The organism is Streptomyces sp. NPDC093065, assembly GCF_044754585.1.
Lineage (GTDB): Bacteria > Actinomycetota > Actinomycetes > Streptomycetales > Streptomycetaceae > Streptomyces.
The window spans coordinates 67,316-90,603 of the sequence record NZ_JBIVPJ010000015.1 but is presented as its reverse complement, the minus strand read 5'-3'; the positions used below and the strand labels follow the sequence as shown (position 1 = coordinate 90,603).

Genomic DNA, 23,288 nt, shown 5'->3' with positions numbered 1-23,288 from the left:
TGTCTGAGCATGGTCAGCAGACTCTGAAACTGTTTCGGACACGGCGATCATGGGGTTGTCGTCCACGATGGCCTGCCGCGGACTGACCGAAGAAGGCAGTGGGCCGGCACGGGAGGGCCGGTGAACGCCGCGCTCGCGCTCACCGCCCCTCCCTGTCACGCCGCAGGGACCCTCGCCCCTGTGACGCTGCGTGCCCCTCGGCCCGCGTCTTATCAGGCCCTCAGCCCTGGTCGCAGGTGTGGAACCCCCGGCCGGTCTTCCGGCCCAGCAGCCCCGCTTCTGCCATCCGCTGGAGCAGCGGAGGCGGAGCGTAGAGAGATTCGCGGAACTCGTCGTAGAGGGATTCCGCGATGGAGGCCACGGTGTTCAGGCCGACGAGGTCGGCCAGTCTCAGTGGGCCCATCGGGTGTGCGCAGCCCCGTTCCACACCCGCGTCGATGTCGGCGACCGTGACGAACCCGGAGTCCGCCATCCGCACGGCCGAGAATAGGTAGGGGATGAGCGGCGCGTTGACGACGAAGCCGGCCCTGTCCTTCGAGTGGACTACCGTCCTGCCGAGCGTACGGGCCGCGAAGTCCTCCACCGAGGTGGTCGTCTCGGTGGACGTGTGCAGCGAGGTGACCACCTCGACCAGGGGCAGTACGGGAACGGGTTTGAAGAAGTGCAGGCCGACGACCCGGTCCGCGCGAGCGGTCGCCATGCCGAGCCGCATGACAGCCAGGGAGGAGGTGCTGGCGGCGAGGACAGCCGCCGGATCTTCGACGATCTTGTCTAAGGCCTGTCCGGCGGATCATGGAGCCGGGCTGAGGGTGGCTGCTTCAGCTGCGGGAAATTCGGTGGACCGCCCCGGATCGACCGTGCAACGGTCCTGGCATGCCGAGCGAGATCAACTTGTCAGAGTCCTGCGGGGCCACAGCGTCGTTGGAGTCCTTCGACGGAACCGCCATCAGCTACCGGCAGCTCGGGTCGGGGCCACCGGTCGTCCTGGTCCACGGCTCCGGCGGTGGACTGCATTCCTGGCAGCCGGTGGCCGAACATCTCGCCGCCCGGTTCGAGCTCTGGATGCCCGCTCGCCGAGGGTATGCCCCGAGCGGGCCGGGCCGATCACCGAAGCGCTTCGCTGACGAGGTGGGGGATCTTGACGCGCTGATCACCAAAATTGGCCGCCCCGTCCACCTGGTCGGGATGTCCTATGGCGCCACCGTCGCCCTGCATGCCGGGGCATCCGGGCTGCCGGTTCGGTCGTTGGTGCTGTGGGAACCGCCGCTGTACGCGGCCGGCGACGAGCTGACACCTGTGCGGGACGAGTTCGCGGCACTGACCGCGAAGGGCGACCGACGGCGGGCCGATCGGCTGCTGGCGGAGAAGGTGGCCCGCGTCCCGGCCGCGCTGCTGGAGCTCATGGATACGGGCGAGCCCGCTGACAGTGAACCCGACGACTCGCCCGGCTGGCAGCGCGACCTCGAATCGATGGCCGCCGACTCGGCGGATACGGGGCGCTGGTCCACCGTCACGGCCCCGACGCTGCTGATGCGCGGCGCCGACACCTGGCAGCCGATGCCGGCAACTCTCGACCGGCTCGCCAACGCGCTGTCCCACGTCACCTGCACGACGTTCCCCGGCCAGATGCACTTTGCGCCGTCGGTTGTCCCTGAAGCCGTGGCGGCGGAGATCATTCGTTTCCTGCCGCGCTCCTGAAGCCTTCCAGGGACTGCCGGACCGGCCTGGTCACGTCACGGCCTGAGCCACAGACGGATCGCGGCGACGGTGACGTGCCGTGGAAGATGTAAGCGACGCTTGCCGTACCTGGTGGCCACGGCCCTACAGTCCTTGAGGCCGTGATCGTCCGCTCAACTTCGTTCCTCCTCTTGTAGATCATCTTGTCGAACCCGCTGGGCCGACCGCCTCTGCTTCCTCTGCTCCGGCGGTTGGCCCGCTGGTTCTTCGGTTCGGGGATGGTGTGCTTGATCTGGCGTCGTCGCAGGCGGCGGCGGTTTCGGCGCGAGGAATACGCCTTGTCGCCGCCGACGCGGATGCGCTCCATGACCGGGATGAGCTGCGGGGCGTCGCCCCACTGGACTGGCGTCAGCAGCACAGCCAATGGGCGGGGGCCGCCTTGACCTGCAAGATGGCTCTTGCAAGGTCAATCCGCCCCGGGAGCGTCCGAGTTCGCTGCTGTTGATCATGGGGTCGATCGTTGGGGTGTTGGTGCTGGGGCAGGGGGTGTTGATGCGGATGGTGGTGGTGTGCTGTTGGGTGTGGCGCGAGGTGGAATCCACGTTCACCCTCGACGGTTCGATGTGGCTCTTCAGTGTCGGCGTGGGCCGGGTCGGCTGAGAAGTTCCTGTCCCACGTACGGTCGGCCGAGCAGTGTCTGTGGTGCTCGACGCGGTCCTTCACTTGTTGAAAGGTGTAGGTAGGTCCCGCCGTGGTACCCCGGTCCGATTCCGGTACATGATGCCGTTGATGACCCTGTGATGGCTCGCCCAACGACCGCCTCGGGTGCCGGACTTGGGCAGATGCGGTTTCAGCCGAGCCCATTCCTCGTTGGTGTTGTCGTTGGTGGGGCTGTGGGCCTGGTGGCGGGTGTCGGTGGGTTTTTGGTTGTTGTGTTGACGGCGTTTTCGTTGATGTCGGCGGGGTCGGCGGTGGTGCTGGTTTCGGTGAGGGTGTGTGTGGTGGTCGGGCTTGTGTGGGAGGTGGTGCGGGTGGCGTGGGTGGCTTGGGTGGTGAGGTTGTTGGTGGGTTCGCGTGTGTTCTCCCGTCGGGGGGCGAGGGGTGTGGGGGTGGGTCGGTGTTGTGAGGGGCTGGTGTGGTGGGGCGGCACGGTTCAGAGCGGGGTGGGCTGCGCAGTTCATGTGGGGTGTTTCCTGGGGTGGTGGGGCGGTCATGGGGTCGGTGTGGTGTTGGAAGGCGCCGCGCCCGGTATGGATGGTGTGGAGGTGCTTGGCCGGTGCCGGCGGGCTGGAGTGCTCGGTGTCTGGCTGGATTGCGCCGGGGACGGGGGTGAGTGGTGTGGATGGCGCCGGGGTGTCGTGGAGCGTGGTGGTGTGGGCGGTCTCGGCGGTGAACGCGGTCGGGGTGCCGGTCCGTTCCGGGCTGTTCTGGTCTGTTCTGGTCTGTTCCGGGGGTGGGGAGTACCGGGCTGCTGCCGTTGACGATGAGCAGGGTGCCTCGGTCCGGCTCCCGTATTCCGGGCAGGATGGTGTTCATGCAGGTTGCCGGGTCCTTGACGGAGGGGGCCGGGGGATCCGCCGGATCGCGGCGGTTGTCTCCGGGTCCGGCTTGATGGAGTCGCCGCGGGGTGCCGGGCTGAACTGGAGGATTTTGATCGGTCTCGGCTCTGGCCGCTGCGGTGAGGGCCGGGGTCGGGGGAGCGGGGTTGGGGGCGTCGGAGGTGAGGCCGCGCGTCCGGATGCCGTCGTCGTTGAGTTCGGCTGCGGGGGCGTCGGGGTGCTCGGCGTTGGGGGGGGAGAGCGAGGTGGTGGCGGCCGGCGCCGAACCGGGCGGCGCCACGACGGGCGTCTGGGCGGGGGCGGCTCCGGCCGGGGTGCCGGCGTGGTCGGTCGGCAGCCGGGCGGGCTGCGAGGTCAGCCGGTGGCCGGGGCGGTGGTGTACTCCTTGTCGGTCATGGGGTTCCGTCAGTGCACGACGTCGTGGGTGTCGTCGCCCTGGTTGATGGCCACGTGGACCATGAGCCGGTTCGGGGCTGCGTCGTGCCGGTGCTCTTCGTCGGCTTTGAACAGGATGCGGTCGCCGGGCCGGATGACCTCGACGGGGCCGCCGCGGTGCTGGCACAGGCCGATGTCCTCGGTGACGAAGACGGTCTGGTCCAGCGGGTGGCGGTGCCAGTGGGTGCGGGCGCCGGGCGTGAAGTGCGCCAGGGACGCGGTGACCCGGGACGGTGCGGGGGCGGCGGCGACGGGTCGATGTAGACGTTGCCGGTGAACCAGTGGGCCGGTCCCTTGGCGGTGTCGATCGAGCTGTGGGTGATCTGCACGGGGTGCTCCTTGTGTGGATGGCGGGTCAGGGGTGAGGAGGGTCGTGACGGTGCGGCGTTTGTCCATCGCGCGGCAGCCGTCGGTGATCTGGTCCGGGGCAGGGTGGGGGTCGGGGACCTTGCCCGGGCCGGTCCGGCCGGAGAGGACACGGTCGGTCAGGTGGGTCAGGTGGGTCAGGTAGCGGCGCGCGGGGGCGGGGCCGCCGCGCAGGCCGGCGTGGGAGAAGGACAGTTCCTGCCCGTCGACGGCGGCTTCGTGGGGGCCGCCGGCGGGGCCGGTGTTTCCGCCGGGTCGGGCGGTGTGCGGGGCCTGGCTCATGGCCTTGGTGGTGCCGGCGCACTCCGGGACGCTGTCGGCGCCGGTCCCGCCGGTCCGCTCCTTGGTCTGCTTCACGCCGTCGTCGCCGCGCTCGGTGACGATGTCGGTGGCGTCGAACTCGCAGGCGGGTTTCTGCCGGCTCGTGTGCCGGGGCATGGCGGTGGTCCGCGCGGCGTCCGTTTCCTTGGCGGCCCTCACGGCGCTCACGGCGCTCATGGCGTTCATGGCGTTCATGGTGTTCACGGCGCACAGGCCGGCTGGCGCCGTCGCCGGCGGCCGCGGCGGTCGTGCCGGGCCGTGCCGGGGCGGGCCGGGGCGGCGTGTGCGGCTCACCGGCTGGTGCCCGGGGCCTGGGAGCCGGCTGGCAGCCCTGGCCACCATGTTTTGCCGGGTACCTCGTGGGTGGCGACCAGGGTGCCCTGGGTGGTGGGGACGCGGCTGTGCTCGGCAGCCTGGCAGGCGGGGATGAACGTGTGGTGCGGGCGGCTGGACTGGGGGCCGTTGGTGCAGTGTGCGCAGGTGTTGGCGGAGGCCGTGAAGGAGCCGGTGACGGACTGGCCCGGCTTGACGGTGGTGATGGCGGCGCCGGTCTTCTCCACGGAGCCGACGTGCTCGACGTGTTCGTGGCCCGTCGGGTGCGGGTTGCCGATCGGGTCGGTACCCCGGTGGGGCCGCGGGTGCGAGCCGCAGGTACGGGTGACGGTGCCGCAGGTACGGGTGACGGCCGTGCGGGTGGTCGTGTCGGTGGGGTGGGGCAGTTGCGGGTTGTCCAGGGACTGGAAGCGGACGACGTCGTCGGGGGCGTGAATGACTGCGCCGGGTATGGGGGGAGCTTCTTTCGCGTGCCGGGGCGTGCGGCTCCCGGCGGCTCCCGGGGTGGCGGTGGTGGTGGGGTGCAGGGCCGGGTGCAGGGCCGGGTGGGGGATCCCGTCGTGATGGCCGGGCGGAGAGCATCACGTCGTCGTCCAGGTATCGCGCTCTTGGCGCGGGGAGCGGGACACCGTCAGGGGGTGTACGGCCAGTACATTCCTGTGGATGCGGCGGGACGTGCCGTCGAAGGTGTGGACAACCAGGAAGAGGTCCGCGGGTTCCTGGTCTCGCGGCGAGCGTAGATTACTCCCGGGCGGGCCGGTCTGCCCTGCGGCAGCGGCCGACGGGTGCCGGGCTTGCGCCGCAGTGAGGTCGCCGTGCTCGCCGATGTGAGCCGTGGAGTAGTACGCCGGGCTGGAGCGCGGCAATCTCGCCGGGGTTTTCCCTGCTGTCCTTGAAGTGGTCGCCCGCGCCCTGCGGCTCGGCGACGCGGAACGCGCCCATCTGCTGAATCCGGCGCAGGCTGCCGACGGCTCCGGCGTGTTCACCCGCTCCCGGTGCCGCGTCGTGCTGGGGAAGGCGCGCCGCAGCCTGCAGTGGGTTCTGGACGCCGTTATCGCGGGCCTGGCCTTCGTGTGCAACGGCCGCATGGACCTGCTCGCCGCCAACCAGCTGGCCCGCGCCTTCTGCGACGACGTCTGCGCCTTGGCCGGCAACCGGTTCAACCTGGCCTGCTTCCAGTTCGCCGGCCCTGCCTCCCGGCGCTTTTGTCCCGACGGGGACCGGGCCGCTGACGTGGCCGTGGCCGTGGCCATCCTGCGTACCGAAGCCGGCCGCAGTCCCCACGACAAGGGCCTCCACGGCCTGGTCGGTGAGCTGTCCACCCGCAGCGGCGAGTTCCGCACCCGCTGGGGTGCCCGCAACGTCCGCCACCACGGCACCGGCACCAAACGCTTCCACCACCACACCGTCGGCGGTCTCACCCTCACCACACCGTCGGCGGTCTCACCCTCACCACACCGTCGGCGGTCTCACGCTCGCCTACGAGGGACTCGAGATGGCCGCCGTGCCCGGTCTCACTCTCACGGTTTACACCGCCGAATCCGGCTCGTCCTCTGAAGAGGGCCTGCGTCTCCTGGCCTGCTGGGCAGCCGCCCAGAGCGTCGGCGCCCCCATGGAGCAGGGTGCCGGCTGACGACCCTGCTTCGGTGGGCGCGCCGCGCCGAAGCAGGGTCGTGGACGGCGACCGCGAGCGCACGGCTGCCGCGCACCCCGGTCGCCGACGACGTGTTCCGCACGGTGCCGTTGCCCCGGGGGGGGCGGACGGTCCCGTGGGGGGACAGACAACGACGGGGAGTGGTGACGTTGGCGGGGGCGGCGGGCCGTCGTGCCGGCCACGTTTCCGGGCCGCCGCCCCCGGGGCTGCTATGTCGTGTCAAGCCGTTTGAGAGAGCTCTTCCTCGTTCGACTGATTCCTTCGTTCGAGGATCTTGAAGATCTGGCGGCAGACGTTGCGTTTGAGGCATCGCTGGGCGTCGCGGGAGCTCTTGTCCTGGCTGATCCGGCGAGCGATGTACGTCTTCGTGGTGGGGTCCGGCCTCATCCTGGTCAGGGTGATCGTGTGCATCGCTCGGTTCAGCTGGCGGTCGCCGCCCCGGTTCAGCCGGTGCTTGTTGGTCAGGCCCGGCGAGGCCGGGATCGGCGCGACGCCGGCGAAGGAGGCGAAAGCAGCCTCGGAACGGAACCGGCCCGGATGCGACCAGCTGACCAGGATCTGGGCTGCGGTGATCGCGCCAACGCCAAGCATCTCCAGTAGTTCGGGGGCCTGTTTGCCAACGAGCTGGAGGAGTTCCTTCTCCAGCTCGCGGGCCTCGGCCTGGAGGTGCCGGATGCGCTGGGCAGTAGACCGCAGGGCGCGGATGGTCATTACGGTGCTTGGCGGACAGCGCTGGGCGGTCACGGAGGTCAGCGCAGCGTGTGACCTGCTGCGGTCGGCTGAGGCGTCGGAGTTCGGCGCGGAGGTCGTCCGGCGCGGAGACGATCAGCGCCTTGAGCTGGTTGATGGCTGCGGTGGAGGCGTGCACCGCGCTCTGCCGGGTGGCCAGCAGCACGCGCATCGCCTCGCGTTCTCCGCGGCTTCGGGGCTGGATGACGTGCTCGGTGGCCGGGGCCTCGCGGGCCGCGCGGATGGCATCGAGCATGTCCGTCTTGCGGCCTTCGCGGACGGGCGGGTGTTTGGGGCGACAGACCTCGGCAACGCGTTCACCAGCGTCTTCGAGGAAAGAGGCGAGGCCGGCGCCGTAACTGCCGGTTCCTTCGAGTGCCCAGCAGCGGCGTCCGGGCACGTGCTGGCGGGCGAACTCCAACAGGCGCCGGTAGCCGCGGGTGTGAGCGGGTGCGTCGGTGGTTTCCAGGACAGCACTGATGGGGCGGATGGCGGCTGCGGCAAGCGTGTCGCGGTGAGTGTCGACTCCGGTGACGCCGTCGAGGTGTTCTGCGAGCATGGTCACGCGGTTGTTCTCCTCCGGGCGGACGGGCCGTGGTCGGCGTCGGCCTGGGTGGAGTCACCACGTGGCGGAACTGTGATGAGTCACGCCGTGAGGCGGACAAGCTGCTGATCAAGCCAACGGGTGGGCCAGGTCGGCGCCCGCGTCCGGCAGACATCTCGGGGGCACGGCAGCCCCTGATGGGGCGCCAGTTATTTTGCGAGTCATGCCGGATCACGAGCGCCGAGCCTGGCAGCAGCCCGTCCCGGGCCGCAGAAGAACTCTCACAGTTGTGTTTTTCGCGGTCCTGCAAGGGGGCCGCTGGCCTCCGGGCCGGGCATGACTGTGTCCCCCTGTCGAAGGCATGGCCTGGGGGTGTGTCGCCGGGCCCGGGGGGTGCCGTCGGGGACGTTGATGGGAGGTCCGGCCACCATCCGGTCCGGCGTGATGCCGGACAGTTCGCGGGTGGCAGGTCTGCATAACGTGGATGCGCGCGTACGCCACCGGTGCCGGGGCCGGCACGTTCAACTCCCTCGGAAAGGGCGCAATGTTCGCCACCGAGGGCGTGGGCGTCTTCCTCGGCCTGGACGTCGGCAGGGGTACTCATCACGGCCATGGGCTGGCCCCGGTCGGCGAGAAGGTTGTCGACAGGCAGCTGCCCAACAGCGGGCCGAAACTGCGGGCCGAAACTGCGGGCCGTCTTCGACAAGCTGGCCGCGACGTCCGGCACCGTCCTGGTCATCGTGGACCAGCCCGTCTCCGTCGGCGCCTTCCCGTTCATGGTCGCCCGGGATGCCGGCTGCCAGGTCGCCTGCCCGGCCTGGCCGTGCGCCGGATCGCCGACCTGTATGCGGGCGAGGCCAAGACCGATGCCAAGGACGCCGCCGTGATCGCGGACGCGGCCCGCGCCAGGCCGCACATCCTGCGCTCGCTGGAGCTCACCGACGAGATCACCGCCGAGCTGACCGTGCTCGTCGGCGTCGGCCAGGACCTCGCGGCCGAGGCCACGTGCACCTCCAACCGGATACGCGGCCTGCTCATCCGGTTCCCCCCGGCCTGGAGTGCGTCCTCGGGCCGCGTCCGGACCACCCCGCCGGCGCCTGGCTGCTGGAACGCCACGGCTGCCCGGCGGCGCTGCGGAACGCCGGTCGCCGCAGACTCGTCGGGGTGTTTCGGCCCAGGGCCCCGCGCGGGGCCGCCCGGCTGATCGACAACGTCTTCGACGCCCTCGGTGAACAGGGCGTCGTCGTCCCTGCACCGGCACTCTCGATGTGGTCATTTCCTCGCCGGCCTGCTTCCTCGCCGGCCTGCTTCCTCGCCGGCCTGCTTCCTCGCCGCGGTCCACGAACAGTGCCGGGCCCTGGAGACCCAGATCCAGGCCCTGCTGGAGGACCAGTCTCTTTCCACGGTCCCGACCCCGATGCCGGGGGTCGCGGTCAGGACCGCCGTCGTGCTGTTGGCCGCCGTCGGCGACGGCACCGGCTTTTCCACCGCCGTCCATCTCGCCTCCTACGCCGGCCTTGCCCCGGCCGCCGTGAAGTCGTCCGGCACCTCGGTCCACGGCGAACACGCGCCCCGAGGCGGAACCGGCGGCTCCGGCGGGCCATGTTTCTCTCCGCCTTCGCCGTCCTGCACGATCCCGCCTGCCGCACCTGTGACGACACATGCCGGGCATGCGGGGAAGCCCACACGCAAGCCCTCTTCCGCCTCGCCCGCCACTGTGTCAGCGTGCTCTTCGTCATGCTCCGCGACGGCACCTTCTACGGACCACGCACCCCCGAGGCAGCCGTCGCATGGCCAACTCGGGCCTGACGGCGGACGGTGAAGCCCTCCACCCGGCCCTTACCCCTGACGTAATCGACCGCGCTTCCCTGCTGCGGCAGCGTGGTACATGCCAGCGAGATCCCGACGAGGGTTCCGGCACCTAAGGCGCGAGGAGCAACCATGCCCGTCAAGTCCGCTGACCTCACCGCGAGTTCCGTCACCGGCACCACCCGCCACGTCGTCCAGGAGTTCCTCGCCGCCCGGATGGCCGGGGACGTCGAGCGGCTCGTCGCGCTCTTCGCGGACGACGTCGACTGGCTCCTCGCCGAGAACCCCGCCGTTCCGTGGATCCGGCCGCGCTCCACCGGAGCCGAATGCGCCGCCCAGTTCACGGAGCTGGCCGAGCACACGGTGGCCGAGGATGCACGGGCCTTCGTCGACACGTTCCTCGTCGACGGCACCGACGCCGTCCTGACGGGGTACCTCTCGGGGACCGTGCGCGCGACGGGGAAGTCCTTCGAGGGCCCCTTCGCGCTGCGCCTCACCGTCGAGGAGGGCCGGATCACCCGGCATCACCTCTACGAGAACAGCGTATCGATCGCCGAGGCGTGCACCCCTTCCTGAGTCCCGCCTTCCTGAGTCCTGCCCTCCCGAGTTGCGACCTGGCTGGTGCCGGGGCAGGCCCTCGCGGAGATGGTCCGCGCGCCGAGCGGGTGGCGTAGCGCGGTCTTCGGAAAGACCCGCACCCCAGCTCCCTTGCGCCTGGTCCGCCACCGCACCAGTGTGCTGTCGCGATGCTCCCCGACAGCACCTTCTACGGACCCGGAACGCCGCGCGCCGCTTGACGAAAGACACAGAGGCACTCCCCGTCGGCGGGTACGGGACTGACTGGTCTGCGTCGGTCCACGGCAGGGCGCGAGGGGGTGCAGTTCGCGTCGAGGCTCCAGCACGCGAAGCCGGGCCGTCCGCCCGGTACTTCTGGCGTCTCCAGGACGTGCCCCGGTTCGCCCCGGACGATGCAGTCCGCGCCGCGCCGGCCGTACGCGAACGCGAAGCTCACGCCGTCTCCGGCGCGGGCCGACGGCCACCCGTCCTTGACGGCAGGGACGGTTCCCGTACGGCGACGACGCCCGCGCAGGCCTACGCCGCGGTGCCGGGCCCGGCCTCCCGCACATTCCCGTGCGGCCGCGTCAGCCCCTCATCGGTGGGCAGGCGTCGTGCCGGCTCCGTCTGGTCCAGCTCCCAGTGGTGCCGGCACTCCTCGCACCGCACCCCGTCGACCAGTTCCTCGGTCTCCCCGTTCGGGCAGTCTGAGCCGTCCCCGCGCCCCGCACACGCCTGCACCCGCGCATCCGCCATACGCTCGACCGTGCGACGGTCCGGCCTGCGTCGGGCAGTGGGCGCAGCGGGGCGCACAGGCGTACGGCACCGGTCGCGTCACCCCAGCACCCCCCTTGCGCATCACACGCCGCCTGAGGGACGTTCACGGGCTGTGGTGGTGCACCCGAGAGGAGAAAGCGCTGCGCCTCCGGACACCCGTCGAGAGCGTCTCTATGCCTGTATGTCGTCGTCGGCGGTCGGCAGCTCCTTGCTGCTCTCCCACCACGGGTTCGACCACCCGCAAACGCCGCAGCTGTAGAGTCCGTTCACTCCGGCGATCTCCGTACCGCACTGCCCGCACTGCGTATGCGTGATCTCCTGCCTCTCCAGGAACGCCGCCGCAGCTGCGGCCGTCTCCGGGTCCGGGACAGCCTGCGGGAGGGAAGTCTTCCGGCGTGTCACCCTGCCGACCCTACGCGCGGTGGGGGCGCCGTCCCAGAGAGCGAGCCGATGGCTGCGGACGGGGCCGGCGAACCGTTTCGCCTGCTGCTCTGCCGGTCATACGACGTCACGTGGCCCCAAAGGCCGCGAACGGAAGCATGGGACGGCACACACGCACCAGGCGAAGCCGTCACCGGATGAGGACTCCGCCTCCCATCGCGCCGCGCGCCCGGCGGCCTCTTCCACGACCGCCGGCCGCTCCGGGATTGCGCCCCTGTGCTCCTCGACGGCCCGCACGGGCTCCGTTTCCGCGACGGCCCCGTCCAGGTTCTCGCGGAGCGGCACGCACGTACACAGGAATCCGGTGACCTGCGCAGGATCGGCCTGCACCTCCGCATCAGTGCGGACCGGAACGAAGCTGGCGCCCGGTGAACGCATCACTTCCGCGCCCTGCGCGCGCGTGTGCGAACTCGTGGGCGCAGTCGATCCGGCTGTCAGTCCCTGTGAGCCATCGCCCACGGGCGGGTGCCGGCAAGGCTCTGCCCGTGGGCATTCCTGCCGGGGGGCAGCCGCTCGGACTGCATGGGCCGGCCGGCCGCTGCCGGCCGCCGCGGACCACCATCCGCACCTGGTCACCTCCAGAGCCGGCACGGCCGCGTCACGCCACCCCCTCTCCGGGGCGGGGCCGCTCCAGGGGCGTTCCTCCCCGGCACCGTCCTGACCCGCCGCCCGCACGGCCCGGACACGGGCGGGCCGAAACCTTCCAGCGGGGCCGGGACCCACCGTCGACACCACCGAGGCGAGGGAACCGGCACGGGCAGCCGTGGCGGCGGACGTCTTTGCAGGAAGGCACGTCCGGTCCCGGTGACTGACAGTGAGTCCGTCGCCGAACCCCGGCCGTACTGCAGCCGGGTCGTGCGCACCGCGCGCGGGCCGCCCGTCCGCAGGCCGCGTCAGAACGCCTGCTGTCCAGTGGCCGGGTCGGACCATTGCCGCGCGCCTGGACGCCGGGGCGGGGGGTGCCTGTACGTGCTGCACGCCGAGCGTGGTCAGCCGGTGCCGCTGCCCGGCCGGCGGCTGTTCCCGGGCGGCTGGCCGGCGGGCACTTTCGCTTCAGCCATCGTCCGGTGGCGTCGTCCATGAGGACGTCAGGTGCGCTGCCGGGCGGATGGCCGTCCGGCCCGTCGCCGGGAGGCGGGCGAGGACGTGCCTCAGCGGCCCTGCGAGCCCAGTGGCCAGGGACGGGCGCAGGAGACCCCGCGCGTTCCCACGCCGTCAGCTCCAGCCCGCCCAGGGGCCGGGCTACTGGCCGGCCCCTGGGCGGGATGTGCCCGAAGGGCACCCGCCGGAGTCCTGCGGACCGGGACCGGACGCGGGCGACGTGGACAGCATGCCGGACACACCCGCCATCCGCCGGCGCGGCCGGTGTTCACGGTGCCGCCGGCCGGTGGCACCGCGGCCGTCCTGCACAGCCCCTCCTCCGGCATGTCGCCGGTGTCCCGCGCCGGCACACCGATCTGACTGACACGCGGCCGCCCGCCGTGCGCGGACCGCCCGGTCCGGAGCGGAGACGGCCGGCGGTTGGTGAAGACTTTGCGTGTGGCCGATTCCGCGTGGCGAACGCCCTGGCCGAGGGCGGCGGAAGGTATCGCGACCGCAAAGGACGGCCGGAAATGAGGGATGACCCATGCCCCTCGCATCACGGCCATATTGACCCCGCCTACTCGCATGACGCACGCTCAAAATATAGATGGCAACTACAACCGGTTCGTTGTCGGCCTCACTCGCAGCCGCAAAGCAAACGACTGTGCAGAGTCGACCGGCAGGCCGGACGCGGGAGGTAACGTATGTGCGGCATCACCGGCTGGGTCTCCTTCGACCGCGATCTCGGCACCGAGAAGGCGGCGCTGGACGCGATGACCGAGACGATGGCCTGCCGCGGACCGGACGACCACGGCATCTGGACGCAGGGCCCCGCCGCGCTCGGCCACCGCAGGCTCGCCATCATCGACCTGCCCGGCGGCCGGCAGCCGATGAGCACCGAGACCCCCCACGGTACAGTCGCACTCGTCTACTCGGGAGAGACCTACAACTTCACCGAACTCCGCCGTCAACTCCAAGGCCGCGGGCACCGTTTCGCCACCGGCTCCGACACCGAGGTCGTGCTGCGCGGCTACCTCGAATGGGAAGACGCCCTCCCCGAACACCTCAACGGCATGTACGCCTTCGCGCTCTGGGACGGCCGCAAGAACAAGCTCGTCATGGTCCGCGACCGCATGGGCATCAAGCCGTTCTACTACCACCCGACCGCGGACGGCGTGCTGTTCGGCTCCGAGCCCAAGGCGATCCTCGCCCATCCACTGGCCCGCCGCCGCGTCCGGCTCGACGGCCTGCGGGAACTCTTCACCATGATCAAGACGCCCGGCCACGCCGTCTGGGACGGAATCCGCGAGGTCGAGCCCGGCACCGTCGTCACAATCGACCGCTCGGGCCCGCACCAGCGCCGCTACTGGGAGCTGGAGACCCGCCCGCACACCGACGGCAGGAACGCCACGATCGCACACGTCCGCTCACTCCTCGACGACATCGTGCGCCGCCAGCTGGTCGCCGACGTGCCCCGCTGCACCCTGCTCTCCGGCGGACTGGACTCCTCCGCGATGACCGCGCTCGCCGCCCGGCAGCTGGACGGACACGGCGAGACAGTACGCAGCTTCGCCGTGGACTTCGCAGGCCAAACCGAGAACTTCATCGCCGACGAACTCCGCGGCACCCCCGACACCCCCTTCGTCCACGACGTCGCCCGCGCCTCGAACACCGACCACCAGGACATCGTGCTCGACGCACAGGCCCTCGCCGACCCCGAGATCCGCGCCGAGGTCGTCCGCGCCCGGGACCTGCCGGCCGGCCTCGGCGACATGGACGCCTCCCTCTACCTGCTCTTCCGGACGATCCGCGACCACTCCACCGTGGCCCTGTCCGGCGAGTCCGCCGACGAGGTCTTCGGCGGCTACCTGCAGTTCTTCGACGAGGCGGCACGCCACGCCGACACCTTCCCCTGGCTGGTGTCCATGAGCCGTCACATGGGACAGGACACAGACGTGCTGCGCCCCGACGTGACGGCCAAACTGGACCTGCCCGCGTACGTGGCCGACGGCTACCGCGACGCCGTGACCGGTATCCGGCGCCTGGACGGCGAGAGCGACTTCGAGTACCGGATGCGACGGATCTGTCATCTGCACCTGACCCGCTTCGTGCGCATCCTGCTCGACCGCAAGGACCGCGCCAGCATGGCCGTCGGCCTGGAGGTCCGCGTCCCCTTCTGCGACCACCGGCTCGTCGAGTACGTGTACAACACCCCCTGGACACTGAAGTCCTTCGACGGCCGGGAAAAGACCCTGCTGCGCGAGGCGACCGCGGACGTGCTGCCGAAGTCCGTGTACGGCCGGGTCAAGAGCCCCTACCCCTCCACCCAGGACCCCAAGTACGCGGCGGCCCTCCAGGACCAGGCCAAGGACCTGCTCACCCACACCGGCCACCCCGTCTTCGACCTCGTCGACCCCGCCCGCCTGCGACAGGCCGCCGAGCGGGAGACGCCGATGAACGGACAGGCGGACCGACGCGGCCTGGAACGCGCCCTCGACCTCGCCCTCTGGCTGGACCTCTACCGCCCGGAACTCGAGTTGAGCTGAACGACTCGCCCCCCGCCCCCGAGGCAGGGTCAACCGGCACGGCGCCCGGAGACGAGCACCCGGCAAACCGGCCCTGGACGTGTTCGTACGGGGGGAGGGATGCGGTCTCCCGCGTCGGGCACGGAGCACGGCCGGCACCGCCGGACGGCACGGAACAACCCGTGGGCACAACGATGAGTACAAGGCTCCCGGACGAGGCCCGTCCCGCCGACGCCCACCTGCAGGAGAGCGGGTGGACGTACTCAAGATGGGTGTACTTCCAGGACAGTGACCGCCGCGCCGAAGGCTTGCAAGAGACCCCGCTCAGGGACAACGCGCACCTTGAATTCGCCCTCTGACGGCCGCACCCACACGGCCAGGAGCCAGCCGCAACGCGAGGGCAGCGCGCGGCCCACCACCTGCAAGGACATCGACGAAACCGCCGACCGCCGACCGCCGCCCGCCGGAAACCGGCATCCGGCGAACGAGATCAAGATCGCCGCAACCGGTTCGACGTGGAAATACACCAAGCGCGTGGCGACCGGAGAGTCCGGTGACAACACGTGGCCCGACGACGTGGTCGTACGCCGGGCCAACGGCGAGGTGACGAGGCACACCAACGTCGATGGTGCGGGGTTCCACGCCGCACAGCAACTGCAGGCCCCAGTGCCCTGTGGAAGAACCACGCCACGATCACCTGAGGGCGACGACTTCGACCTGCTCGTCCGCTGGTCCGACGGCGAACTCACTGTCTGCGAGGACCTCGGCGCCAACAGTCTGAAAGGGGAACGGGGCTCAAGCCCGCGAACCAGTTGTGGCCCACTCCCGTGGTCTCGCGCCTGGCGAGTTCGGTTGCAACCTGTGGGAGGACGACCTCTTCGTCCGCTGGACCGATGGTGAAGTGACGGTCTACGGAAACACCCGGGCCGACGCACTGAGCCGGGAGCACCGGCTTGTTGACCCGCCTGCCAGGAGCACGGCGCGACTGCGCGGGCAACTCGGTGGCCGGCCCGCCGAAGAATCCCGCGACTCCGTGTGCAGCCCCGGTCTGCTGCGACGGATCGCCGTAGGCGAGTGAGCAACAACCCACGTTGAGGCGGCGGCGGGGCCACGGCCCCGTCACCGACCCTCTACCAACGGTGGACACATGCGTAAACGTCGATTCCTGCCGGTCTGCGTCGCAGTGATCGCTCTGCTCACTGGCTGTGCCGACGCGACGCCGGAGCCGGACGGCGCAGAGGACCAGTCGTCTGCTCAGCCGTCGGCGCCCGCAGGCGGGCAGAGCGAGCCGCCGGGTGACGGCAGCCAGGCGTGGGAGCCGGACGACGCGATGCGACGGGCGGAGCGGGCCCTGGAGTCGGCTCCGACAGCGACGCGCGTCCGAACCTGTCGACACCGCAGACGCCACGCCTGGGCGGTCTGTGCCAGCAGGTCCAGGGTGGCACAGTCACGAGGATCCGGCCGTCCGCGAACGACTCCAGCGCACACACGGCGACCGTGGCCGTCTTGCCCGACCCAGTCGCTGACACGATCGTGCCCCCGGCACCCCGCGGGGGCACAGATGATCTTTCAGGAAATCCCACCCACTTACGGAAAGCTGACCTCTGATCGACTTGGTGTTCCTTCAGGGCAATCCGTTGCACCCCAAATCTTTTCTCTCAACCAGTCGATTCTAGGCTTACGGCTTGCCCTGATGATTTTTCCCAGCCCAGTACAGAGCGGTGTCGATGTCACGCGCCCTCCAGCCCTCTGCGCGCCCTCCGCTGTGTTCGAGGAGGGCGTCGAGGAGAGCCATGTAGCGGCCATAGCTCCCCGACTCGTCTGTGAGAGTCAGCCCAAGGACCTCGATGGCGCACTGGACATGCCGGTCGTACACCGCCATCCGCTGAGGAGCCGCCGCGGTCAGGATCGCCGAAGCAAGAGCGTCACCGTGGCGAAATCCTGGCAGTCCCGAGATGATGCTGCGCCCCGCCCGAGCCGCCTCGCCACGAGAGACACCGAGGTCCCTGACCGAAGCAACAGCACGCCCCGTGACGGCCCGTACATCACTGTCGGGTAGCGACATGAGGGATGTGACCCAACGAGTTTGCACGGAGAGTCGTTTCCACACGATCAAGGCCGAGATCTCGGTCTTGCCGAGACTGCCAGTGCGATCGACTCGCTGCGCAACCTCCCACAAGATCACTTCGTAGTGAGGCGAAACAGCCGCTTCATAGGCGGCACGCGCCAGAATCAGTATGTCCCACGAAGGATGACAGGATGAAGCGGTTTCTTCTCCAGCCGGGTTTACGCGTTTCATCTCCTACAAAGCGATGATCTCAGATCAGGGTGTCCCACCTTTCTACCAAAGGTACATGCTGATCACTATGATGCAGCCAAGCCATCAATAAACCTTCCACCCTCGACACCCCACCCGGTAGCTAGCTCAGCCCGCGTTAGCGGGCCTAAGTTCCGCAGGCGAAGCCGAAGGAGCGCGCGGGCGGGGGAGCACAGCGAACCCGCCCCAGAGGCTGAAGCGCTGCGCAAGCCTCTCATCGGGGGCGAAGCCCCCGATGCTCCGGAAGCGCAGCGGACGGAGCATCAACCCTCATGCGTGGCATGAGGGTTGAGCGGGATGCGCAGCATCCCCGCTGGCGCACCCGCGGAGCGGGTACCCCATCGCTGCGCGATGGGCAAGCGAACACTCGCGCTGCGCGCGAGTGTTCGCGCTCACGCTCCGCGTGAGCGCTTGGCGGGATGCTGCGCATCCCGCTCACCAACCCGGCTGCGCCGGGTTGGTGACGCTCCGTCCGCTGCGCTCCCGGAGCTGCGAGGCTTGCAGCTGCGCTCCAGCCATCCGGAAGTGCTGCCCACTTCCAAAGGCTGGCCCCGCTGCGCGGGGCCGCCAACGGGTCTACGATCCGAGCGCCTACGAGGAGGAGGTGGCTGGTGGCGTCTTCGGTGCTTGCGTGATCCGCCTGTTCTTCTTGAGCTGGTACTGAGTCCCCAGGAGCATGAGCGGGAAGAAGACGGTACCGATCCCATGCCCGCAGGCGTGCCGGACAGTCGGCCTGCAGACGCCCCGAGAGCGCTTGCGTAACCGGCTCAAAGGGCCGCCTGCTTGCGTCGTGCAGTGTGGTTGGCGGCCAGGAGACAGATCCACACGAGGACTTGGCCGGCCGCAAAGACGATGGGGCCAGGGCCCTCACCGTCGATCACTCGCCACGCTAACAAGGCGATGCTGATAGAGAGCATCGGCCAGTAGATCCATGGTCCCCACCTGTTACCCGGTTTGGCCCATGACAGCGGGACACGAGAGCCAGAACGTTGCATCTTGCACTCCTTGGGAGCGGCTACGGAGAGCTCCTCATTCCTTGCCTAGATCGCGTCCTGGTGGCGCCTCAGGCGTGAGCGTGACGGCGGATGCTTGACAGTTTGTGCGGGGCAGCGTGGTGCACGGGCCGGCCCGCGGCGGGAACGGCGAGACGCCGAAGGGCGAGACTCGCGGTAATGAGCAGTACGGTGAAGACGGTCAGGAGGAGGACGGACACCCACATCTGCCGGCTCCCCGGAGCCTGCCAGCCGGTCCAGGCCGCGGACCCCGTCCACAGCAGGATGGCCGCAGTGTAGAAGGAGCGGATACGGTGCAGCTGCCGCACGGCCCGCAGGAACTGGATGCGTTCGGTCTTCGGTGCCATGCGGCGCCGTGTACCCCGATGCACGATGACCATCGGGATCGGGGTCGAACGGGATCTCGTGGAGGGGATCTGCCGAGGGTCTCGGAAGTCTGCCTCTCGATGTGATGCGGCATGTAGCATTGGCGTATCTAGGGGACACCCGGTAGCAGGTGTTCGGGGCGTGGCAGCCTCGTTTCGTAGAGCTTGGGGGAGGCATTGATGGGGAACACGCAGGCCTATCCGGTCTATCGGATGTTTGACGTAGCGAGCACCGTTTCTGTGGCTTCTGATCTTGTCCGATGCGGAGAAGTTGATGAAGGCGAAACTGTCTACCTCGATGCTGAGCTTCGCGAAATTGAGGATGTTTTGAAGGCCCGTGGCCTCTTCCCCGAGGCGTGGTTCTCTCACCGCCGTTCTGATTTTCGAGGCGTCGAGCTGCCTGACGATGCCGAGGTGTTGGCCGGACTGCTGCCCATGGAACTTGCCGCGGAAGAAGTCTTGGAAGGGGACGTTCTCTCTAAAGCCGTAGAGGTGTTGCCCACTGCGGTGTGGGGGCAGCTCGCCTGGATGGGTCTCGGCTGGCCGGCGGTCCCGGAGCTCGACCTCGGTCCCGAGTACTCACGCACGGGCGTTCAGGCCTGCTTCGGCATGGACGCCAACCACGGACCGGCGTTGGGACATACGGTCTACGTCCATGTCTATCCCGGGGACGAAGACAGGGCGCGGCACCTTGCACGCCTCATCGGGAAGGACGTTATCGGCCCGCCTGAGCATGGTTGGTAAGTCTTTGCTTTCTGGTTCGTTCAGGTCGGGGCTGTATTCAGCCTCGTCGCGTTAGGCCCGTGGTCCGTCCGCTGATCTGACAGCCATGGCCCAGGAAGGCCGGTGGAGAAGGGAAGGGTGCTATGGGTTCCGATGCGCTGGGGCCTGGCTCCTGGCCTGAGGTGGAGCCGTGGACACCGGCGCATCAGGCCGTGGAGATCAGTGAGTACGAGGCCCTCTCCATGCTCCTGGACTCCGGAGCCGACCCAAACGAAGTGTGCTTCGGGCACACGCTGCTGACTCACGCGATCGACCTGGAAGGCGACGGCCACGTGCAGGCGAACTACCCGCTGCACACAGCCTCCACGGCGATCCTGCTGGCCTGCGGTGCCGACCCACGTCTGCCGGCCATCGACGGCGAGACTACCCTGCAGATCGCTGAGTACTACCACCACGAACCAGCCCAGCGGCTGCTCCAGCGCTTCCTCGCCCTCACCCCGGCCAGATCCCCGGAGAGCGCGCGTGACCAATGATCGCGGGCCTTCGTCTCTCGACCCGGACTCCCCTTACAGCGACGCCTCGGTCTTCGTGGACGCGGTGGCCGCCCCGCGGGTCGTGGGCCGGCTTCGAGACTCCCTCGGCCTCGAGGGCGACGGTGCGGAACTCACCGTCGGGCCGATGCGCGTGGCCGGCGCGCACAACGACTACGCCACCGGCCGGCGCGCCCGCCCTTTCGACTTTCTGGAGTGGCCGACCGTGCTGGAGTGTGAGGCCCCCGCGGGGACGCCGGACGAGGTGGTGCAGGCCGTCACAACCGTACTTGAGGCACTGTGGCTCGGTGGCTTCAAGGCCGTAGCCGCCTGTGACTACGAGGACGAGCTGCCCGCACGCGGCGGGATCGACCGGTACCCCTGCCCCGCCTCTGCCTCTGGCGCGTCTGCAGCCTCCTCGGGATCGTGGTGGAGAAACCTGATGCCACCCGGAAAAAGAAAGGGATGAGTTCTGTGATCAGCCTCCGGGAACATCAGGTGACCCAGAAAATGAGTATTCGGGAATGGGTCAGATTCTTTGCAAGATCTTCTGTGCCTGCTGAGGGGGCCCGGGGCACGCTGGTGTCCGCCACCGGATCCGGTAAGACGATCACGGCTGCCGCGAGCGCGCTGGAGTGCTTCCCGGGCGGACGGATCCTGGTGACCGTGCCGACCCTGGACCTGCTCGCGCAGACCGCCCAGGCGTGGCGGGCGGTCGGGCATCGGGCGCCGATGGTGGCGGTGTGTTCGCTGGAGAACGACCCGGTGCTGGGCTCGTTGGGGGTGCGCACCACCACGAATGCGATCCAGCTTGCGCTGTGGGCCGGGTCCGGGCCGGTGGTCGTGTTTGCCACGTACGCCTCCCTGGTGGACCGTGAGGACTTCGACGTCCCGATGGGCCAGGGGAAGGTTCGTGGGCCGCTGGAGGCGGCTCTGGCCGGCGGGGAGCGGCTGTATGGACAGCAGATGGACGGTTTCGCGCTCGCCATCATCGACGAAGCCCACTCAACCGCAGGTGATCTAGGTCGGCCGTGGGCGGCGATCCACGACAACCAGCGGATCCCCGCCGACTTCCGGCTCTACCTGACCGCGACCCCGCGCATCCTCGCCTCGCCCCGGCCGCAGAAGGGCGCGGGCGGCCAGGAGCTGGAGATCGCGTCGATGGGCGAGGACTCCCAGACCTACGGTCCCTGGCTTGCCGAGCTCGGCCTGAGTGAGGCGATCGAGCGGGGCATCCTCGCGGGTTTCGAGATCGACGTGCTGGAGATCCGCGACCCTGCGCCGATCCCCGGGGAACCGGATGAGGCGCAGCGAGGCCGGCGCCTGGCCCTTCTGCAGACCGCGCTCCTGGAGCACGCCGCGGCGTACAACCTGCATACGGTCATGACGTTCCACCAGAGGGTCGAGGAAGCCGCCGCGTTCGCGGAGAAACTGCCGAAGACCGCAGCCGAGCTGTACGCACGCGATGCCTCGGACGAGGACCTGGCGGCCGCGGAGAAGCTGCCCGCGTCGTCGATCGGCGCGGCCTTCTACGAGCTGGAAGCCGGCCGGCACGTACCGCCGGAGCGAGTGTGGTCGGCATGGCTGTGCGGCGACCATCTCGTCACCGAGCGGCGCGAAGCCCTGCGCCAGTTCGCCAACGGCATCGACGCAGCCGGGCGCAGGGTGCACCGGGCGTTCCTCGCCAGCTGCCGCGTGCTCGGCGAAGGTGTCGACATCACCGGCGAACGAGGAGTCGAGGCCATCTGCTTCGCCGACACCCGCGGCTCCCAGGTCGAGATCGTCCAGAACATCGGCCGGGCACTCCGGCTCAACCGGGACGGCACCACGAAGATCGCGCGGATCATCGTGCCCGTCTTCCTCGAGCCCGGCGAAGACCCCGCCGACATGGTCGCCTCCGCCAGCTTCAAGCCGCTCGTGGCGGTCCTCCAGGGCCTGCGCTCTCACGACGAGCGCCTGGTCGAACAGCTCGCCTCCCGCGCCCTCACCAGCGGCACGCGCAAGACCCACATCCAGCGGGACGAAAACGGGCGGATCGTCGGGACCAGCGGTGGGGCCGACGGCGAGGACCAAGAGCAGGACGACACCGACGCCGCTGCCGAGTCGGCCCTGCTCCACTTCTCCTCCCCCCGGGACGCGGCGACCATCGCCGCGTTCCTGCGTACCCGCGTCTACCGGCCGGAGTCACTCGTCTGGCTGGAGGGCCACCAGGCCCTGCTCCGCTGGCGGAAGGAAAACAAGATCACCGGCCTGCACGCCGTGCCCTACGACGTCGAGGTCGAAGTGGGAGCGACGAAGACTTTTCCTCTTGGGCGATGGGTCCACCAGCAGCGAAAAGCGCTACGGACCGGGGAACTCGAACCATGCCGCAAGAGGCTCCTCGACGCCCCCGGGGCGGGCATGGTCTGGGAGCCCAGCGAAGAAGCCTGGGAGACCAAGCTCGCCGTCCTTCGGGCCTACCGGCGGGCCACCGGACACCTCGCACCCCGCCAGGACACGGTCTGGGGCGAGAGCGAGACCGAGGGCCTCGTACCGGTGGGGCAGCTACTGGCGAACCTGCGCCGCAAGGACGGCCTCGGCAAGAACCCCCAACGCGCGGAGACCCGGGCCGCGCAGCTGACCTCGATCGACCCCGACTGGAACTGCCCCTGGCCCCTGGACTGGCAACGCCACTACCGCCACCTCGCCCACCTCGCCGCCGACGAACCCGGCGGCCTGCTGCCCGACATCGCACCCGGCGTGCAGATCGACGGCGACGACACCGGACACTGGCTGAAGCGGCAGACCCAGCCGGCCACCTGGAAACAGCTGTCCACCGAGCAGCAGAAGCGACTGACCACACTGGGCTTGAAGCCTGTGGAAGCTCCGTCTCCCGCTCCGACGGCCAAACGCTCGGCGAAGGGCCCAAGCAAAACACAGCAAGCCTTCCAGCGCGGACTGGCAGCCCTGACACAGTGGGTCGAACGGGAAGGCGCCCACCGGCCCGTACCGCGTGGTCATGCCGAGAAGATCGTGATCGACACCGAAGCCGAGCCAGTGACCGTGAAACTCGGCGTGTGGCTCTCCAACACCAAGCAGCGACGAGACAAGCTCTCGCAGGAGCAGCTCAACGCACTGCGGAAGCTGGGCATCGACTGGATCTGACGTTCCTCGGCCAGAAACCTCTCGTTTGGCATCGACCCGCGGCCGGGCCAGGGACGCGGGGGTGATGTGGCGAGATACGGCGCGAGTTGGGCCTCAAGACCTGCAATGCGTTCGCCCAGGAAGCGGTTGTTCTGACAGGCGCTGGCCACACGCTCTCGAAGGCGCTGGACGTCCTGGGTGAGCCGCCGTACGTACTGCTTCACCGCGATGTTCCCGGTGACGACCCCTTGAAGTGAACCTTCGGAGAGACCGTGCTCGAGGTCGCGGACCTTGCCGAGGAGTCCTGCGATGCCGGAGCACTGAGTGCAGATTTCCCGCTGGGCCCGGGCGAACCCGTCTTCCGCGTTGAGGGCACACTCCCCCCAGGTTGAGGGCACACTCCCCCCAG

The 23,288-nt window shown here is 69.5% G+C and carries 15 protein-coding genes and 6 pseudogenes; 11 read left to right on the top strand and 10 right to left on the bottom strand.

What is annotated here, in order from left to right; all coding sequences use genetic code 11:
- Window positions 1-220: 220 nt before the first annotated feature.
- Window positions 221-778, bottom strand: a pseudogene (locus tag ACIQFU_RS24905) (3-hydroxyacyl-CoA dehydrogenase family protein); the annotation flags it as partial.
- Between the two features lie 95 nt (window positions 779-873).
- Between ACIQFU_RS24905 and ACIQFU_RS24900 the strand changes: the two are divergent.
- The gene (locus tag ACIQFU_RS24900; RefSeq protein WP_402554370.1) at window positions 874-1,698 is read left to right on the top strand and encodes an alpha/beta fold hydrolase; all 825 of its coding nucleotides are present in this window, start codon (window positions 874-876) and stop codon (window positions 1,696-1,698) included.
- 35 nt (window positions 1,699-1,733) lie between these two features.
- On the opposite strand, the pseudogene ACIQFU_RS24895 reads toward ACIQFU_RS24900, so the two are convergent.
- A pseudogene (locus ACIQFU_RS24895) lies at window positions 1,734-2,558 on the bottom strand (IS5 family transposase); the annotation flags it as partial.
- Window positions 2,559-4,028: 1,470 nt separating this feature from the next.
- Window positions 4,029-5,143: pseudogene (locus tag ACIQFU_RS24890) on the bottom strand (zinc-binding dehydrogenase); the annotation flags it as partial.
- A 288-nt stretch (window positions 5,144-5,431) separates the two neighbouring features.
- On the opposite strand from ACIQFU_RS24890, the pseudogene ACIQFU_RS24885 reads away from it, so the two are divergent.
- Window positions 5,432-6,324, top strand: a pseudogene (locus ACIQFU_RS24885) (helix-turn-helix transcriptional regulator).
- 240 nt (window positions 6,325-6,564) lie between these two features.
- On the opposite strand, the gene ACIQFU_RS24880 reads toward ACIQFU_RS24885, so the two are convergent.
- Together ACIQFU_RS24880 and ACIQFU_RS24875 are read right to left on the bottom strand one after the other, a co-directional pair.
- Complete coding sequence (locus tag ACIQFU_RS24880) at window positions 6,565-7,056, bottom strand: transposase (protein WP_402554369.1); 492 nt, start codon at window positions 7,054-7,056, stop codon at window positions 6,565-6,567.
- A 172-nt stretch (window positions 7,057-7,228) separates the two neighbouring features.
- Window positions 7,229-7,633 (bottom strand): annotated as a pseudogene (locus tag ACIQFU_RS24875) (transposase); the annotation flags it as partial.
- A 469-nt stretch (window positions 7,634-8,102) separates the two neighbouring features.
- On the opposite strand from ACIQFU_RS24875, the gene ACIQFU_RS24870 reads away from it, so the two are divergent.
- From ACIQFU_RS24870 to ACIQFU_RS24860, 3 genes are all read left to right on the top strand, one after another.
- Window positions 8,103-8,822, top strand: a complete 720-nt coding sequence (locus tag ACIQFU_RS24870) for a transposase (protein WP_402554368.1) — start codon at window positions 8,103-8,105, stop codon at window positions 8,820-8,822.
- Window positions 8,823-9,035: 213 nt separating this feature from the next.
- Window positions 9,036-9,440 carry a transposase gene (locus tag ACIQFU_RS24865; RefSeq protein WP_402554441.1) on the top strand — a complete coding sequence of 135 codons (405 nt, stop codon included), beginning with the start codon at window positions 9,036-9,038 and terminating at the stop codon, window positions 9,438-9,440.
- 119 nt (window positions 9,441-9,559) lie between these two features.
- Window positions 9,560-10,003, top strand: coding sequence for a nuclear transport factor 2 family protein (locus ACIQFU_RS24860; RefSeq protein ID WP_402554367.1), 444 nt, complete (start codon window positions 9,560-9,562; stop codon window positions 10,001-10,003).
- 516 nt (window positions 10,004-10,519) lie between these two features.
- Here the strand turns inward: ACIQFU_RS24860 and ACIQFU_RS24855 are convergent.
- Both ACIQFU_RS24855 and ACIQFU_RS24850 read right to left on the bottom strand, forming a co-directional pair.
- On the bottom strand, window positions 10,520-10,738 hold the full coding sequence (locus ACIQFU_RS24855; RefSeq protein ID WP_402554366.1) for a hypothetical protein: 219 nt from the start codon (window positions 10,736-10,738) through the stop codon (window positions 10,520-10,522).
- Between the two features lie 192 nt (window positions 10,739-10,930).
- Window positions 10,931-11,161: a hypothetical protein gene (locus tag ACIQFU_RS24850; protein ID WP_402554365.1), complete on the bottom strand. Its 231-nt coding sequence runs from the start codon at window positions 11,159-11,161 to the stop codon at window positions 10,931-10,933.
- 1,826 nt (window positions 11,162-12,987) lie between these two features.
- Between ACIQFU_RS24850 and asnB the strand changes: the two genes are divergently transcribed.
- A complete protein-coding gene (gene asnB, locus ACIQFU_RS24845) occupies window positions 12,988-14,829 on the top strand; it encodes an asparagine synthase (glutamine-hydrolyzing) (protein WP_402554364.1) in 1,842 nt (613 codons plus the stop codon).
- Between the two features lie 173 nt (window positions 14,830-15,002).
- Window positions 15,003-15,167 carry a hypothetical protein gene (locus ACIQFU_RS24840; protein ID WP_402554363.1) on the top strand — a complete coding sequence of 55 codons (165 nt, stop codon included), beginning with the start codon at window positions 15,003-15,005 and terminating at the stop codon, window positions 15,165-15,167.
- Between the two features lie 1,039 nt (window positions 15,168-16,206).
- Here the strand turns inward: ACIQFU_RS24840 and ACIQFU_RS24835 are convergent.
- The 3 genes and pseudogenes from ACIQFU_RS24835 to ACIQFU_RS24825 form a co-directional block, all read right to left on the bottom strand.
- Window positions 16,207-16,451, bottom strand: a pseudogene (locus ACIQFU_RS24835) (DEAD/DEAH box helicase family protein); the annotation flags it as partial.
- Window positions 16,452-16,486: 35 nt separating this feature from the next.
- Window positions 16,487-17,107, bottom strand: coding sequence for a hypothetical protein (locus ACIQFU_RS24830; protein WP_402554362.1), 621 nt, complete (start codon window positions 17,105-17,107; stop codon window positions 16,487-16,489).
- A gap of 1,081 nt (window positions 17,108-18,188) precedes the next feature.
- Window positions 18,189-18,485 carry a hypothetical protein gene (locus tag ACIQFU_RS24825; RefSeq protein ID WP_402554361.1) on the bottom strand — a complete coding sequence of 99 codons (297 nt, stop codon included), beginning with the start codon at window positions 18,483-18,485 and terminating at the stop codon, window positions 18,189-18,191.
- A gap of 198 nt (window positions 18,486-18,683) precedes the next feature.
- Here ACIQFU_RS24825 and ACIQFU_RS24820 point away from each other — a divergent pair, with 198 nt between their 5' ends.
- From ACIQFU_RS24820 to ACIQFU_RS24805, 4 genes are all read left to right on the top strand, one after another.
- The gene (locus ACIQFU_RS24820; RefSeq protein WP_402554360.1) at window positions 18,684-19,247 is read left to right on the top strand and encodes a hypothetical protein; all 564 of its coding nucleotides are present in this window, start codon (window positions 18,684-18,686) and stop codon (window positions 19,245-19,247) included.
- A 122-nt stretch (window positions 19,248-19,369) separates the two neighbouring features.
- Window positions 19,370-19,759 (top strand): ankyrin repeat domain-containing protein, encoded by a 390-nt coding sequence (locus ACIQFU_RS24815; protein WP_402554359.1) that lies wholly within the window; start codon window positions 19,370-19,372, stop codon window positions 19,757-19,759.
- Entirely contained in the window at window positions 19,749-20,225 is a 477-nt protein-coding gene (locus tag ACIQFU_RS24810; protein WP_402554358.1) for a hypothetical protein, read from the top strand. Before ACIQFU_RS24815 ends, ACIQFU_RS24810 begins: the two co-directional genes overlap by 11 nt.
- Window positions 20,222-22,900: a Helicase associated domain protein gene (locus ACIQFU_RS24805; protein ID WP_402554357.1), complete on the top strand. Its 2,679-nt coding sequence runs from the start codon at window positions 20,222-20,224 to the stop codon at window positions 22,898-22,900. Before ACIQFU_RS24810 ends, ACIQFU_RS24805 begins: the two co-directional genes overlap by 4 nt.
- Window positions 22,901-23,288: the final 388 nt, after the last annotated feature.

Excerpts from the sequence above, each read along its gene's own strand:
- ACIQFU_RS24900 (WP_402554370.1), top strand. The coding sequence starts at position 874 with ATGCCGAGCGAGATCAACTTGTCAGAGTCCTGCGGGGCCACAGCGTCG.
- ACIQFU_RS24880 (WP_402554369.1), bottom strand. The coding sequence starts at position 7,056 with ATGACCATCCGCGCCCTGCGGTCTACTGCCCAGCGCATCCGGCACCTC.
- ACIQFU_RS24870 (WP_402554368.1), top strand. The coding sequence starts at position 8,103 with ATGCGCGCGTACGCCACCGGTGCCGGGGCCGGCACGTTCAACTCCCTC.
- ACIQFU_RS24865 (WP_402554441.1), top strand. The coding sequence starts at position 9,036 with ATGCCGGGGGTCGCGGTCAGGACCGCCGTCGTGCTGTTGGCCGCCGTC.
- ACIQFU_RS24860 (WP_402554367.1), top strand. The coding sequence starts at position 9,560 with ATGCCCGTCAAGTCCGCTGACCTCACCGCGAGTTCCGTCACCGGCACC.
- ACIQFU_RS24855 (WP_402554366.1), bottom strand. The coding sequence starts at position 10,738 with ATGGCGGATGCGCGGGTGCAGGCGTGTGCGGGGCGCGGGGACGGCTCA.
- asnB (WP_402554364.1), top strand. The coding sequence starts at position 12,988 with ATGTGCGGCATCACCGGCTGGGTCTCCTTCGACCGCGATCTCGGCACC.
- ACIQFU_RS24840 (WP_402554363.1), top strand. The coding sequence starts at position 15,003 with ATGAGTACAAGGCTCCCGGACGAGGCCCGTCCCGCCGACGCCCACCTG.
- ACIQFU_RS24830 (WP_402554362.1), bottom strand. The coding sequence starts at position 17,107 with ATGAAACGCGTAAACCCGGCTGGAGAAGAAACCGCTTCATCCTGTCAT.
- ACIQFU_RS24825 (WP_402554361.1), bottom strand. The coding sequence starts at position 18,485 with ATGGCACCGAAGACCGAACGCATCCAGTTCCTGCGGGCCGTGCGGCAG.
- ACIQFU_RS24820 (WP_402554360.1), top strand. The coding sequence starts at position 18,684 with ATGGGGAACACGCAGGCCTATCCGGTCTATCGGATGTTTGACGTAGCG.
- ACIQFU_RS24815 (WP_402554359.1), top strand. The coding sequence starts at position 19,370 with ATGGGTTCCGATGCGCTGGGGCCTGGCTCCTGGCCTGAGGTGGAGCCG.
- ACIQFU_RS24805 (WP_402554357.1), top strand. The coding sequence starts at position 20,222 with ATGAGTTCTGTGATCAGCCTCCGGGAACATCAGGTGACCCAGAAAATG.